14 protein-coding genes and 1 other annotated feature (1 of these 15 running past the window's edge) are annotated in these 14,617 nt (G+C 41.8%); of the genes, 2 read left to right on the top strand and 12 right to left on the bottom strand.

Annotated elements, in window-relative coordinates:
- Positions 1 to 55 (bottom strand) — a binding site (T-box leader); it reaches 177 nt to the left of the window's first position.
- Between the two features lie 76 nt (positions 56 to 131).
- From dnaI to C4B60_RS05995, 6 genes are all read right to left on the bottom strand, one after another.
- Entirely contained in the window at positions 132 to 1,067 is a 936-nt protein-coding gene (dnaI, locus tag C4B60_RS05970; protein WP_104057091.1) for a primosomal protein DnaI, read from the bottom strand.
- A complete protein-coding gene (locus C4B60_RS05975) occupies positions 1,067 to 2,482 on the bottom strand; it encodes a replication initiation and membrane attachment family protein (RefSeq protein WP_135122098.1) in 1,416 nt (471 codons plus the stop codon). Before C4B60_RS05975 ends, dnaI begins: the two co-directional genes overlap by 1 nt.
- Before the next feature lie 71 nt (positions 2,483 to 2,553).
- Positions 2,554 to 3,015 (bottom strand): transcriptional regulator NrdR, encoded by a 462-nt coding sequence (nrdR, locus tag C4B60_RS05980; RefSeq protein ID WP_104057093.1) that lies wholly within the window; start codon positions 3,013 to 3,015, stop codon positions 2,554 to 2,556.
- A gap of 68 nt (positions 3,016 to 3,083) precedes the next feature.
- Entirely contained in the window at positions 3,084 to 3,467 is a 384-nt protein-coding gene (locus C4B60_RS05985; RefSeq protein WP_104057094.1) for a cytosolic protein, read from the bottom strand.
- A gap of 176 nt (positions 3,468 to 3,643) precedes the next feature.
- A complete protein-coding gene (speD, locus tag C4B60_RS05990) occupies positions 3,644 to 4,024 on the bottom strand; it encodes an adenosylmethionine decarboxylase (protein ID WP_104057095.1) in 381 nt (126 codons plus the stop codon).
- A gap of 431 nt (positions 4,025 to 4,455) precedes the next feature.
- Entirely contained in the window at positions 4,456 to 5,037 is a 582-nt protein-coding gene (locus C4B60_RS05995) for a helix-turn-helix domain-containing protein (RefSeq protein WP_104057096.1), read from the bottom strand.
- A 114-nt stretch (positions 5,038 to 5,151) separates the two neighbouring features.
- Here C4B60_RS05995 and C4B60_RS06000 point away from each other — a divergent pair, with 114 nt between their 5' ends.
- Entirely contained in the window at positions 5,152 to 6,147 is a 996-nt protein-coding gene (locus C4B60_RS06000; RefSeq protein WP_104057097.1) for a DMT family transporter, read from the top strand.
- Between the two features lie 62 nt (positions 6,148 to 6,209).
- Here the strand turns inward: C4B60_RS06000 and C4B60_RS06005 are convergent, their stop codons facing one another.
- The 4 genes from C4B60_RS06005 to polA form a co-directional block, all read right to left on the bottom strand.
- Positions 6,210 to 7,250, bottom strand: a complete 1,041-nt coding sequence (locus tag C4B60_RS06005; RefSeq protein WP_104057098.1) for a glyceraldehyde-3-phosphate dehydrogenase — start codon at positions 7,248 to 7,250, stop codon at positions 6,210 to 6,212.
- A 152-nt stretch (positions 7,251 to 7,402) separates the two neighbouring features.
- Positions 7,403 to 7,999, bottom strand: a complete 597-nt coding sequence (coaE, locus tag C4B60_RS06010; RefSeq protein WP_104057099.1) for a dephospho-CoA kinase — start codon at positions 7,997 to 7,999, stop codon at positions 7,403 to 7,405.
- Between the two features lie 18 nt (positions 8,000 to 8,017).
- On the bottom strand, positions 8,018 to 8,890 hold the full coding sequence (gene mutM, locus C4B60_RS06015; protein ID WP_104057100.1) for a bifunctional DNA-formamidopyrimidine glycosylase/DNA-(apurinic or apyrimidinic site) lyase: 873 nt from the start codon (positions 8,888 to 8,890) through the stop codon (positions 8,018 to 8,020).
- Positions 8,891 to 8,908: 18 nt separating this feature from the next.
- A complete protein-coding gene (gene polA, locus C4B60_RS06020) occupies positions 8,909 to 11,521 on the bottom strand; it encodes a DNA polymerase I (RefSeq protein ID WP_104057275.1) in 2,613 nt (870 codons plus the stop codon).
- 244 nt (positions 11,522 to 11,765) lie between these two features.
- Here polA and C4B60_RS21365 point away from each other — a divergent pair, with 244 nt between their 5' ends.
- Positions 11,766 to 11,915: a hypothetical protein gene (locus tag C4B60_RS21365; protein ID WP_167578589.1), complete on the top strand. Its 150-nt coding sequence runs from the start codon at positions 11,766 to 11,768 to the stop codon at positions 11,913 to 11,915.
- A gap of 136 nt (positions 11,916 to 12,051) precedes the next feature.
- Here C4B60_RS21365 and pnpS read toward each other — a convergent pair whose 3' ends face one another.
- On the bottom strand, positions 12,052 to 13,815 hold the full coding sequence (pnpS, locus tag C4B60_RS06025) for a two-component system histidine kinase PnpS (protein ID WP_104057101.1): 1,764 nt from the start codon (positions 13,813 to 13,815) through the stop codon (positions 12,052 to 12,054).
- Positions 13,816 to 13,817: 2 nt separating this feature from the next.
- On the bottom strand, positions 13,818 to 14,531 hold the full coding sequence (locus tag C4B60_RS06030; protein WP_104057102.1) for a response regulator transcription factor: 714 nt from the start codon (positions 14,529 to 14,531) through the stop codon (positions 13,818 to 13,820).
- Positions 14,532 to 14,617: the final 86 nt, after the last annotated feature.

Raw genomic sequence — 14,617 nt, forward strand, 5'->3', positions numbered from 1 at the left:
GCCCTTCTCTCTAAAAATCCGTCATAATGATTCATGTCCTCATCAAAACTTTTTGTTATGAAAATAAAAGTGCTTCGTTAGATGTCATTTTAGAGGATCGAAATCACAAAAGCAAGCCTCATTTGAAAAAATTAATTTCTGCGGTTCTTCCCGGTCATTTTCACAGGGACGGATAAAAATTTGATTCGTTCCATAATACGGGCAGCTTTCATAGGTTCTTCTTCCCCGCGCTGAGAATACGTCAGATGGTGTTCAAGGCCTTTAAAGTCAAAATTGGAGGTAAAAAAGGTTGGGAGCTCTTCAGCCATCCTGTATTGTAAAATCGTACCCAGCACCTCATCCCTCGCCCAGCTGGACAAGGACTCCGCTCCAATATCATCAAGCATGAGAATGGATGCTTTTTTCACTGCCTCCATTTTTTCAGCAAAGGATTGATCTCCTATTGACTGCTTCATTTCACGTAAAAACTCCGGGAAGTACAAAATAAAGCTTGCCCGGTTTTTCGCTTTTAATTCATTGGCAATTGCGCCAAGCACATAGCTTTTTCCGACGCCAAAATCACCGTAGATAAATAAACCCTTATAATGATCCTTATCATGAATCAAGCGCTCAACGATTGTATCGGCCATTTCATGCACCTTCATCCGGCTGTCACTGTCGATCTCCATATCATCAAGGGTGGCCCGCAGTACATCTTTTGGAACATACATGCTTTGAATAAGCGTCTCAGTTTTGCGCTGCTCCTCATGAGCTACCTTCCGTTTACAGCGGTGATATTCTAAATCGATTAGCCCGCTCTGAATGATGATTCTTGGTTCATAGCCGGCCATCGTGTTTATGCAGCCTTCAAGACTTGGGCATTGCCGGCAGCCGCTTGAACGATTAATAAATTCATACAGCTTGATCATTCCCTGGTCAAGCGCATTTGGTGAAAGATCTTCTTTATGCTCTTCAAAGAACTGCTGGACTTCCTGATTGCTCATTATTTCCTTCTTCATGGCATTATATCGCTGCTGGAAACGGTCAGACCCTGCCAGCTTGTTAATTGTCCTGTTGATTGGATCCATTAGTTTTCACCTGCCTCAAGCTTCTTTTGACGACGTTTTTCTAAATAGGCACGTTTCTTTTCTTCAAAATCATTGTCTGCTCTTTCTTTAGGACGGTCTGAGCCAGGATTTGCCTCATCTGCAGACTTTTGACCTTCTTTAAACCAGTCGGGCAGCTGTTCCCTCCGGATGGTTTTATTGCTTTTACGCTTCCTCGTACCGTTTTTTGTCTCTTCTTTCCATTCCATATATGTTTTATATTCTTTTTTGGCAAGCCCCATCGCAGCCTCTACAGTTTGGATATTAGATCGGGACCAGTGATTAGCGATTTGTTCAACAAAACCTTTGGTTAATTTCATTCCTGTTCTGAGCAGGACAAATTGCAAAAGAACATTCACAACGCCGGAAGGCAGCTTTTTCTGAATGAGAAGTTCTTCTATTAGCGTCAGTTCAGATTTTGATGGCTCAATTCCATTTGACGCATCCTTAAGAACCTGAACAGGGGACGCTTCTTCAAGGTATCGAATAAGTTCTGCTTCATCACCGCCTGCTTCAGGTGTTTTTGCCGTCTCGGGTTTTCTGCGTACAGACTGAAGCTTTGGAAGAATTTCACTGCGATGAAGCTGGTAATAGTCGCGGGCTGCTTTTCTAAGTGCATCCATTTCGATTTCACTTTCTTCATTTACCGCACTCATAATTACACTTTTCATTTCAATTTCATTTAAACCGTAAAGAGCAGCAAGCTTCGCGGTCATGCTTTTCACAGAGTAGGTCATTGCCTTTCTGGGCACCATCATCTCGGATAATCCTGCAAGCAGCAAATGAAAATCGAACGTGGCAAAATCTGTTTCAATTCCCTGATTAGCCGATTTATATAAGAGTGTTTCGTTTTCTTTTTGAGCAAGGTCCAGATCCGGCATTTGCTTTAGGAGAGCCTCTGAGGCATAAACATCCTGAAATGATCTTGTTACTTCTCTGTAAGAGGTCAATTCCTCAAAAGGAACACAGAACTTCTTTTTCAGTTTTTGAAATTGTGAGCTCCCTACCTGCCGATACAAAAATACACTTAACATCGGATCCTCAAAAAAATCCTTTGCCTGTAGAGGAGGCTGGAGCTGGTAAAGAAACTCCCTTGAATCTCCTCCCTTTATATACGTTTTTAAAAGCCCCATTCCTTCAAGATGAATCCGTGCTTCAAAGAGTTCTTCAATCGAAGCAGACAGCATGCCAAGCAGTGTTGCATGAGTTGAAGGGATGCTTTCAAGCTGATTTTTCTGGACTTCCTCCCAAAGCATTGAATAAAAGCTTATAGAAGGCGCACCAACAAGCGGCTGATAAAGCAGCTGCAAAAGCGAACGGTCGCTGTCGTGCAGAAGGCCGTTTAATTGAACTCGGTATTCATCTGCGGGCTGGATCTCTCTCCACATATTTGTCATGACACATTCGGCCCTTCTGTTTTCAATTACATTAGACAAAAAAAGAGCTAAGGTGTCCCCAAAGCTCCCCCTTATGCTCGTTCTTTATTAATCAGATCTTTTAATTCATCAATAAAAACATTGATATCCTTGAACTGACGGTAGACAGAGGCAAATCGCACATAGGCGATTTCATCCACCTTTGAAAGCCTGTCCATCACAAGCTCACCTATATCAACAGAAGGAGTCTCGGAAATACCCTGGTTTCTCAATTCTCTTTCAATGGAAGAAGCGATTTTTTCAAGCTCCTCAAACGGAACAGGACGCTTTTCACAGGCACGAATTAATCCTCTTAATATTTTCTCACGGCTAAACTCTTCACGAATCCCATCTTTTTTTACAACAATTAAAGGAATCTCTTCAACCTTTTCAAAAGTAGTGAAGCGGTATTGACACGACTCGCACTCTCTTCTGCGCCGAATAGCTTTTCCTTCATCGATTTGTCTGGAATCAATGACTCTGGTCGCACTTTCATGACAGGACGGACATTTCATAAAACCAGCTCCACAACGTGTTTATTTGCTTCTATCATAATAAAGTTAGCCTGAAAGTACAAGGCGGATCAGGAATCAGCTCTTCTCATTTGCTGGCCTAAAGCTTTATAGCAGGATAGAATTTCCTGTTTTAATTTCGGGTAAGCACCGCCAATTACCGTCTGTTCGGTGGAAGCTTTTATATCAACTGCTGTATGTAATGGACGGACACTTACAATGGTTGCAATGATAAACATTTTAGGACTGCTTTTTTTCTGGATCATGATTTCCCCGTGCTCAGGTGACTCTGAGGTTATCGTATACTCACTTGACGAATAATATCGTTTAACTTCACTAAACACTTTATCTAAGGATGTCTTAAAATAATGTGTCTGCAGCTCTTCTTCTCTGTGCTTGTCCGCTGTTTCACATTCTGAACTAAAACGCTTAAAAATCCCTTTTACTCCTGCCAATCCTATCTCCTCCTGAAAGCTCTTCGCTCTTCGCTATTTGCTACTTTCTATTCTATCAATATTTGACGAAAAGAACAAAAGCATTCGAACAAGTTGCAAAATGGATTAGGACAGAACTTAGAGGATGAAGCCATTAAAAAAAGAGATGCAAGAGCACCTCTTTTTCTTTTATCTTATTAAACAGCACTCACTGTAGGCTGACCGGCGCGTACCGGACCCATGCCGCGTGGCACTTCGATTGTTTCGCGTGTTTTAGCATCCAAAGACTCAGCAATATAGTTCGCTGCAATATTCGGATCCAGATCACCGCAAGTATAAACATCAATACTTGCATAGCCGTGTTCAGGAAAGCTGTGAATCGTTAAGTGGGATTCAGAAATAATTACTACTCCGCTGACCCCTTGTGGTGCGAACTTATGAAACGCAACCTCTCTTACCTCTGCGCCTGACTTTAGTGCTGCATCAACAAAAACCTGTTCAATTAACTCCATGCTGTTCAATTTTTCAAAGTCACAGCCCCAGAGTTCTGCAATTACATGACGACCCATCGTTTCCATGATCGTTCCCCCTTAATTGTAAGTTTGAAATTATCTGGTTGTTCATACGATCCTTACCACGGGGGAAAGTTAGTCCGATGAGGTCCTAACCCTTTAAGTAAAGATGTGCTTTGTGTGGAACCAAATAAGATCACGAAAACCAGTATACGGTTTTTCATTCTATAATGCAATAAAATAATACGGGTTCTTCTTAATCCTTTGTAAGATCTTTCATTAGCAGGTGGTCACCAGCTCAGGATAAGAAGGGTATGGCTAAACATACGCGGCTTATAATTGTATAATAGAAAAAGGAACGGGGGGGGTGCGAGTCATGGGTTTTATTTTCACATTAATAGGAGACATCTTTGCTGCAATCGCAGTTTCAATTAAGGAAAGCCGCGGAAAAAAGAAATAAGGATAATCAGCAAAACCGTACAAAAAAGATCAACAAATCAGGAAGTCGCATAAATCATGACAAAATGCAGCACAGCAGGAACGTTTTCTTCGTTAATATAGCAGTGCTCCTGATCAGCATTAAACTGAATAGAATCATATTCGTTTAAACGATATACCTCATTATCCACTTTGATCTTCACATGCCCTTCCATGACCGTCACATACTCCACAACTCCGGACTGATGGGCTCCTGCCCTGTATTCACTTTCAGGCTTTAAAAAAGCACGGTGCGTCTCTAAGGAGGCGTACCCCGAATCAGCAAACATCGGCTCAAGCGCAAGCGATTCATCTGCACTTAACACTTTTGTTCCTTCATTACTTCTCGAAATCTGAACCGCTCTTCTCTCAACCAGTAAAGAGGAAATAGGGATATTCAGCCCGTTGGCGATCCTCCAGATTATCGTTAATGAAGGGTTCGCTTCTCCGCGTTCAATTTTTCCAAGCGTCAGCTTACTTACTTCTGTCAACTCAGTAAGCTCCTGAAGACTGATTTCTCTTTCCTTTCGTATCCTTCTCAGTGTTAACCCTACCTGTTTTGATAATAGTTCAGGAGATTCCCATGTTCGTTTTTCATTCATTCCAGTAGTCCTCTCTAAAAAGATATTGTAGTTGAGATAAAATGGGAGTATATTATAAGTTACTTAACTTTAATTATAATATACAATCTGTTAGGGTGAAAGGGATGTTTTGTGATGAAGGAGCTTTCCCTCGGAATTTTATCTTCCATGTTTTTTGCTGTAACATTTATATTAAACCGATCGATGGAGCTTGCAGGAGGAAGCTGGATGTGGAGCTCTTCACTAAGGTTTCTTTTTATGGTTCCATTTTTACTGCTCATTGTTTTACTGCGGAAAAATCTAAAGCAGGTTTTTATTGAGCTCAAAAGAAAGCCTGTCCCCTGGTTATGCTGGAGCTTTACTGGTTTTGTTCTTTTTTATGCTCCCATTACCTATGCTGCCACCTATGGACCCGGCTGGCTGGTAGCTGGCACATGGCAGTTTACGATTGTAGCAGGGCTGCTGCTGGCTCCCCTGTTTACGACCCTGGTCCAGACACCAGCAGGACCGGTAAGACAGCGCCATAAAATACAGGTAAGAGCACTATTGATTTCATTTATCATCTTGATCGGTGTGTTATTCATCCAGCAGCAAAATGCAGGAGAGTTATCACTGCTCGAAATGGCTGTTGGGATTCTGCCTGTATTAATTGCAGCCTTTGCTTACCCTCTTGGAAACCGAAAAATGATGGAGTTATGCGACGGCCGACTGGATGCCTTTCAGCGTATACTGGGAATGACCATTGCAAGCCTCCCGTTCTGGCTTATTATAAGCGGTGCTGCCTATTACCAGACAGGGGCTCCCTCTGCAGGTCAGGTGAGTCAGACGTTCATTGTAGCAATAAGCTCCGGGATTATTGCTACAACGCTGTTTTTTATTGCAACTAATCGTGTAAGAAACCATCAGGGCAAGCTTGCAGCGGTAGAAGCCACTCAATCTACTCAGATTCTTTTTGTGGTTGCAGGAGAGGCTATGTTGATTGGGAGTACACTTCCAACTGGAATCGCAGCTATGGGCATTCTTTTTATTATTGCAGGGAATATTCTGCATACATTAAATATGAAAAAAATGAACGCCGTACCCCTCCCTATTCCGGAAGAGGCTGCAGGAGCTAAGCGGATAGCAAGATAGAGAAAGCTTTACTACTTTATACAAAAGAAAATGCCCGGAGCACTGCTCCGGGCATTTTATGTTTATGAAGTTATTGTTACGCCTGAGGGCGTGTCTTCCATCTTGTAGGCTACATGCTTAACCAAGTCAACTACACGGCAGGAATAACCCCACTCGTTGTCATACCAGGCCAGCACTTTTACTTTTGTTGCTCCCATCACCATGGTAGAAAGTCCATCAATGATGGCTGAGCTTGAGTTTGTATTGAAATCTACAGAAACGAGCGGCTCTGTTGTAAAAGACACAATGCCATTTAACTCTCCGGCAGAAGCCTGTTTAAATGCATCGTTAACTTCGTCTATAGTAACCTCTCTTTTTACATCGACAACTAAATCAACCAATGAAACATTTGGAGTTGGAACGCGAAGCGCCATTCCATGAAGCTTTCCATTAAGATTAGGAAGCACTTTACCAAGTGATTTAGCCGCACCGGTAGAAGTCGGAATAATAGATTGACCGCAGGAACGGGCTCTTCTTAAATCATTATGTGGATTATCGATATTGTTCTGGTCGTTTGTATAGGCATGCACTGTTGTCATCAAGCCATTTACGATTCCAAATGTCTCATCGAGAACCTTCGCAACAGGAGCAAGGCAATTAGTTGTGCAGGAAGCGTTGGAAATTATATCATGCTTTTCAATGTCTAAAGCGTTTTCATTCACACCCATAACAATCATGACGTCCTCCTGCTTACCAGGAGCTGTCAGAACAACTTTTTTAGCGCCGGCATCTAAATGAAAGGCAGCCTGGTCGCGTGCATTAAATTTTCCGGTTGCTTCGATGACAATATCAATCTCAAGATCTTTCCATGGAAGCATTCCAGGGTTTCGTTCATTTAAAAGGGATATCCGTTTCCCATTTACGATTAACGCTCCGTTCTCGGTCCGCACATCTCCGTCAAATATGCCGTGAGTCGTATCATATTTTAACAGATGAGCAAGTGTTTCAGCTGGGTAGCTGGCATTTACAGCAACAATGGTAAGATCGGGCTCCATTACTGCTTTTCTAAATACCATTCTGCCAATTCGTCCAAAACCATTAATTGCAATGTTCGTCTGTTTCATACGGATCCCCCTAATAATGTTATACTGTTAAAGAAATAACTAAAATTAGTATAACATATTAAACCTATATTGAAAGATCAAAATAGCATTTTAATGAATTGTTTACAAAAAAGCAGACAAAAAGATCTGTTGCTCCTTTTTGTCTGCTTTTATCACTTCATTGCATTCCATTTAGTTAATAGTACCGTTAACTGCTCAAAGGCTTCTTCGATTGAACCTGAGTTATCGATCACTGCATCCGCCTGTTTTCTCTTTTCTTCAAGAGAAAGCTGCGAGGAAATTCTCATCAGCGCCTCTTCTTTTGAATATTGATTACGATTCATTAATCTTTGAAGCTGCGTTTCATAATCAACGTATACGACAATGATTTTATCCACCATCCATTGAAGCTTGCTTTCAAAAAGAAGCGGGATATCAAGGACTACTGTCTGTTTGCCGCTCACTAAAGCATTCTCTTTTTGCTCCAGCATATCTTTTCGAACAGCAGGATGAACGATTTCATTTAAAATCTTTCGTTTTTCTTCATCAGCAAAAATAAGCGCCCCGAGCTGCGCCCGATCAATTGTGCCGTCTTCTGCTAAAATGTTTTCCCCAAATGCTTCTACTATCTTACGAAACGCTTCCTCATTTGGTTCCACTACCTTCCGTGCTGAAACGTCGGCATCAATTACTGCGAAATCATTTTCGGCAAACCATTTTGCAATAGTGCTTTTTCCGCTTGCAATGCCCCCTGTAAGTCCAATAATCAAGGCTTTCCCCTCTCTTTCTTACCGCTGGCAGGACGAACAATAATGAGAATTCCGTCCTCCGATTACCGCTTGTTTAACAGCAGCACCACAGGAAGGACAAACCTTTTTCCCGTACATTTGAAGCCTTTCCTGCATACTGCCTGCTTCACCGTTTACATTTCGATAATCCGATATACTGCTGCCCCCGGCATCTATCCCCTCTTTAAGAACCTCTACGATCTCCTTAAAAAGCTCGGTTCTTTTTGCAAGGCTCATCCGGCCTACAGCTCTTTTAGGATGAATTTGAGAGCGAAATAGCGCCTCTGTTGCATAGATGTTCCCGCAGCCTGCGATCACCTGGTGATTCATGATTACTTCTTTGATCGGTTTTTTAGTGAACTTGGGCAGGTTTAAAGCTGCTAAAAATAGCTCTTCTGCTTTTTCATCAAAAGGCTCTGTACCGATTGCCAGAAGCGGAGGATGATCCTGCAGTTTTTCCAGATACCTAAGCTCGCCAAACCTTCTAATATCTGAATAAATTAAAAGTCTGCCGCTTTCAAGCGTAAAAATAACATGAATATGATTTCGAAATTTCCCCTCAACAATCTGCTCTACTGAATCAACAGCAAACCAGGCTCCGGACATGCCGAGGTGGGAAAGAAGAAAGGATGACCTTTCTTCCTTTTCCATCTCAAACAATAGATATTTACTTCGACGTAGCAGATTCGTGATCGTAAATCCGGTCACCTGCTGTGAAAAATCCTCAAGCTTCATTCCTTTTAAAACTGCCTGTTTTCCTTGTGAATGAGAACGATGTACGGTTTCAGAGAACTCCGCAGAAACGATCTTTTCTCCTGTAATGTAAGGCTCTAGACCTCTTTTTACATGCTCTACCTCTGGTAATTCCGGCATTTCCTACACTCCTTATTTCTACTTTGCATCATACCAGGTGTCTCCATACGAAAAGTCTGCCTTTAATGGAACTGAAAGCTCAACAGCTTTTTCCATAACTTCAGGCACAAGCTTTTCCAGGATCTCGACCTCTTCTCTTGGGCACTCAAAAATCAGTTCATCATGCACCTGCAAGAGCATGTTGGCTTTTATCCCTTCCTTTTCAAGTCTTATTGCCATATCAAGCATTGCTTTTTTAATTATGTCAGCAGCGGTTCCCTGAATTGGTGTATTCATCGCTGTACGTTCAGCAAAGCCGCGCAAATTAAAGTTGCGGCTTGTAATTTCAGGGATATACCTTCTTCTATGGAGAAGCGTTGATACATAGCCATTTTGTTTTGCTTCGTGAATAATATCATCCATATATTCTTTTACTTTGGGATAGCTTTCTAAATATCGTTTAATAAATTCAGCCGCTTCTTTCCGTGTAATTCCAAGGCTTTGCGAAAGGCCGTAATCGCTTATCCCATAAACGATTCCAAAGTTTACCGCTTTAGCATGGCGGCGCATTCCGGAGGTGACATTTTCTTTTTCTACACCGAAAACGTCCATTGCAGTTTTCGTATGAATATCCATATCATTATTAAACGCTTCAGTTAAGCCTTCATCCTGGGAAATATGGGCAAGGACACGCAATTCGATCTGCGAATAATCTGCTGCAAACATAACCCAGTCTTTCTTTGAAGGAATAAAAGCCTGTCTGATCTTTCGGCCCTCTTCAAGGCGTATCGGGATATTCTGTAGGTTCGGATCAATCGAGCTCAGACGTCCCGTTTGTGTCAGCACCTGGTTATACCGTGTATGAATTTTATTTGTATCTTTATTGACTACTTTAAGCAGGCCTTCTATATACGTGGATTGAAGCTTGCCTAGCTGACGGTATAGCAGAATGTGATCAATAATCTCGTGCTCAGGCTGCAGCTTTTCGAGAACATCAGCTGAAGTAGAATAGCCTGTTTTTGTTTTCTTTACTGCTGGAAGTCCAAGTTTTTCAAATAAGATGACCCCCAGCTGCTTAGGTGAATTAATATTAAAGACTTCTCCTGCAATGCGGTGAATATCTTCTTCTATTTGAGCGAGCTTGGTTTTAAGCTCATCTCCCATTTCTCTCAAACGTTCAACATCAACCAGTACGCCTTTTCTCTCCATCTCTGCCAGCACTTCAGCAAGTGGAAGCTCCAGATCGGTAAACAAATGATCCTGTTCGTTTTTCTCCAATTCACTTACACAGCGGTCTTTAATTTTTGCAATTGCTGCTGCTTTCCTGGAGATATGTTCACCAAGCACGTTGTCTTCCGGCACCTTTTTCTTCGCGCCTTTTCCATAAACAGCATCATCGGGCTGAACAGCATCAGCACCGTGACGCTTGGCAATTGAAGAAAAGTCATCAGCTGCCTGGGACGCGTCAATAACATAAGAAGCGATCAATAAGTCAAAATCGATGCCTTTTAACTCCATTCCCAATCGGTGAAAGGCGATAATTGATTGCTTGGCATCATAAACGGATTTCCTGCTGTTTGTATCCTCAATCCAGTCCTTGAACCGGGCAGAGTTTTGTGCGACCTCAACAGGGATAAAATACGTGCCTGATTCATTATGAAGACCGATGCCAAGAATTGCAGCGGTATGATAATTAACATCAAATAATTCGATATAAAGCTCTGATTGGGAAGAAAGCATTGATTCTGTAATATCCGTTACTGATTCCCATTCCAGGTCCTTTAACTCGATTTCTTCTGCATTTCCGTCCCCAAGCTTCTCGAGAAGTGAATTAAAGGAAAGCTCTTTATAGATCGTGCGCAGCTTCTCCTCATCCGGCTCGTGGCGTTTAAGATCATCAAGTGATACGTCTACCGGTGCGACACGGGTAATAGTCGCAAGCTCCTTGCTCATCCTTGCCTGGTCCTTGTATTCATTCAGCTTGTCCTTCAGCTTAGCACCCTTCACGTCCTCAATCGACTCGACCAGCTTCTCTAAGGTTCCAAACTCCTTCAAAAGCTTAATCGCTGTCTTCTCTCCAACTCCCGGGACACCTGGAATATTATCAGATGAATCCCCCATTAGTCCCTTCATATCAATAATCTGATCAGGGGTGAGTCCATATTTCTCCATAATATGTTCAGGTGTATAAGATTCCATATCTGTAATGCCTTTCCGGGTAATCTCTACACGGGTGCGCTCTGATGAAAGCTGCGTTAAGTCTTTATCCCCTGAGACGACAACCACATCGTATCCCTTCTTTTCTGCCTGCAGGGAAAGGGTCCCGATAATATCATCTGCTTCGTATTGATCAAGCTCATAATGTTTAATTGAAAAGGCATTAAGTAAATCTCTTATAAAGGGAAACTGCTCTGAAAGCTCTGATGGAGTTTTTTGGCGTCCTCCCTTGTATTCAGAGAAGGTTTTATGTCTGAAGGTCGTTTTACCTGCATCAAAAGCCACCAGAATATGACTCGGTTTTTCATCGTCAATCATTTTTGTAAGCATAGTAGTAAATCCGTAGATGGCATTCGTATGTACACCCTTTTCATTATTAAGCAGCGGCAGTGCAAAAAAAGCACGGTAGGCGATACTATTGCCATCAATAAGCATAAGTTTTTTCGTCAATGCTAGTCCTCCTTTAAACTCCTTTATTACTGACTGGTGTGTCCTTTTAAGGAAACTTCTATTTAGTGGTTAAATGTTATCCTTACTTCGTCTCTACCATTTTAGCATGTTCAAAATTAAAAAAGAAAACGCAGCGTTCTAAAAAGGGATCAGACTGATTAAGGGAAAAAATGTTTTTTACTATTTATAAGGGGAAAAGGATAGAAAGAACAATTTAGGAGGGGATAACATGCCAAGCGGAAAAAATGATAAAGAAAGCTTAATGGAATATGAAAAAAAGATGCAGACCAATCCTAAAGACTCGGAGAAGAATGTGAAAGAAGGCCGTGTTCCGGATCAGAAGAACCGGATGAAGGATAAAGAAAGCGGCCACAGATAAAATACGAAAAAAGACGTGAACGGGGTCTGTTCACGTCTTTTTTCTGGGTTCCTTGGATGAAGGGGCTTTCACTTGATATCGTATCAACTAAATATTAAGTGAAAACCCTTATATTGTTAAGTGATTGTAAATATCTTCATCCGTTGCTTTTTTGTCTTACCGGGAGATTTACTGAAAAAACAGTGCCTTCATTTGGTTTACTTTTAACTGAAAGCTCCCCGGCATGCACCTCCACTATATGCTTAACGATAGCCAGACCTAATCCGGTACCGCCTGAATTACGGCTTCTTGCTTTATCGACCCGATAGAAGCGTTCAAAAATCCTTGGGATTTCTTCTTCCTCCATACCGATCCCGTCATCCTGAACAAGAATAGTTGTGCTTTTCTTTTGATCCTCCACTACTACTCTTACTTCGCCTTCAGGTTGAGAATAAGTTATCGCGTTACTGATAAGATTAATAAAAACCTGCTTCAGACGGTCATAATCACCCTCAAGAGGAGTAGACTCATTGCTGATCAGTGTAATAACCATTCCTTTTTCAGCTGCCTTTTGCTTCATAATCGCTATTACTTCCTTAAGAAGATCCACAATGTTAAACTGCGTAATTGCCAGCTTAAAGCTTTGCTGCTCCACCTTCGAAAGCTCCAGCAAATCCTGAATTAACGCCTGCAGACGGTCGCTTTCCTTTAAAATGATCGATAAAAAAGACTGTAAAGCTTCTTTATCATTTAATGCACCATCCAAAAGGGTTTCAGTAAAGCCTTTAATTGAAGTGATAGGGGTTTTGACTTCGTGAGAAACATTCGCCACAAAATCCTTTCTCATCTGCTCAAGCTTTTTTAGTTCAGAAATATCGTGGAAAACAAGTACAATTCCTTGCCATACACTGCCATCACTAATGATAGGCGCTCCATAAATCTCCAGGTGGCGCTTGGCATAATCAGCCGGAAGATGAATTTGCTTGCGAATACGCTGCTCGGTCATAAACACTTCTTCAGCAAGCTCTCTTACCTTTACAGCAGGAATAATATCTACATAACGTTCATTGATAACCTCATTGCTGTCTAAGCGGAAAAAATTCAAAAATGTTTTGTTCACCAGAACGATATACCCCTGACGATCGATCATGATGAGACCGCTGCCCATATTTTCAATTAAAGTTTGAAGCCGGTCCTGCTGAATTGCCTGGTGGGTCACCATCTCCTGCAAGTTACGTGCGAGCACATTAATTGAATTGCTCAGCATTCCCGTTTCATCTACCCGGTCTTCGTAGGTTCTTGCGCGGTAGTTTCCTTTAGCCAGCTCGATTGCAACCTTTGTAGCTGATTCAATCGGCTTTGTATATTGGTTGGTGATGCGGGTGCCTAAAAGAATAATGATTAAAAGAGCTACCCCAAGGGTGATTCCGAGAATCATCCAGATTTGACGGTACACATCCTGCAGCTCTTCAAATGAAGCACCCACAATGATCACACCTGTCTCCCCATCAATTGTAATATGTTTAGCATAATAGGTGATATTATCAGTTACCGGGAAACGCCGAACCGGATCCCCAGGCCCAATCTCATCCTCAGCAATAACCGATACGATGGAATTATGCTCCTCCACTAGAATGTTATTTTCGCTGTCATAAGCAGTGCTTCCTTCTTCACTTAGCAGGATTATGCGGGTATCAAGCAGCTCACTCAATTCATCAAAGAGAGTAGAGTTTACATTTGCGAAGGAAGTCTGCTGCTCCGCCTCATTAACAACAATCATTACCTCTTTTTCTAAACGGGAGTTTAACGCATTAACGTAATAGGATTTAAATAATTCACCGAGCAGCACTCCAAGCCCGACTAACACTAAGACGATCAATGAAATCAGCGCAAACAGAAGCCGCGTTCGAAAGCTAGACATTCTCACTCTGCTTTTGGCTTCTCCATTTTATACCCAAGACCCCGGATGGTTTTAATGTAGAGAGGCTTTTTCGTGTTTTCTTCAATCTTTTCACGCAAGTGGCTGATGTGTACATCAACGATTCGTGTATCCCCTGCAAAATCATAATTCCATACTGCCTGAAGCAGCTGGTCTCTTGTTAAAACGCGTCCTTTATTTTCTATTAAATACACTAGCAGTTCAAATTCTTTCGGTGTTAATTCAAGCTGATCTTCTTTGTAGTAGGCTTCATACTGCTCTGGGAATACTTTGACTTCACCAACAGTTACAAAGTTTTCTTTTTCCGGTTCCGGTGCTTTTGGAGAGGTTTGTCCCGTTCTTCTCAGGATGGCTTTGGCTCTTGCCACTACCTCTCTTGGACTGAAAGGTTTTGTCATATAGTCATCTGCTCCAAGCTCAAGACCAAGAACTTTATCGAATTCGTCATCTTTGGCAGTAAGCATAAGAATCGGTGTTTGAATATGTTCCTGCCTGAGCTGCTTGCAAACTTCAATTCCATCTTTTTTTGGCAGCATCAGATCCAGTACAATCAAATCAGGATGTTCATCAATCGCTTTTTGTTTTCCTTCTTCCCCGTCAAGGGCAGTGATGACACTAAATCCCGCTTGTTCTAAATTATATTTTAATAAAGTAACGATCGATTGCTCATCATCTACTACCAGTACTTTTTTACTCATATTCGACCTCCAGATCCATAGTAAAGCCCGGTTACTCATCCAATAACCACTCTTATTATAATATAGTTTTACATCTGTTTCAGTAA

The organism is Jeotgalibacillus proteolyticus (genome assembly GCF_002926065.1).
Taxonomy (GTDB): domain Bacteria; phylum Bacillota; class Bacilli; order Bacillales; family Jeotgalibacillaceae; genus Jeotgalibacillus; species Jeotgalibacillus proteolyticus.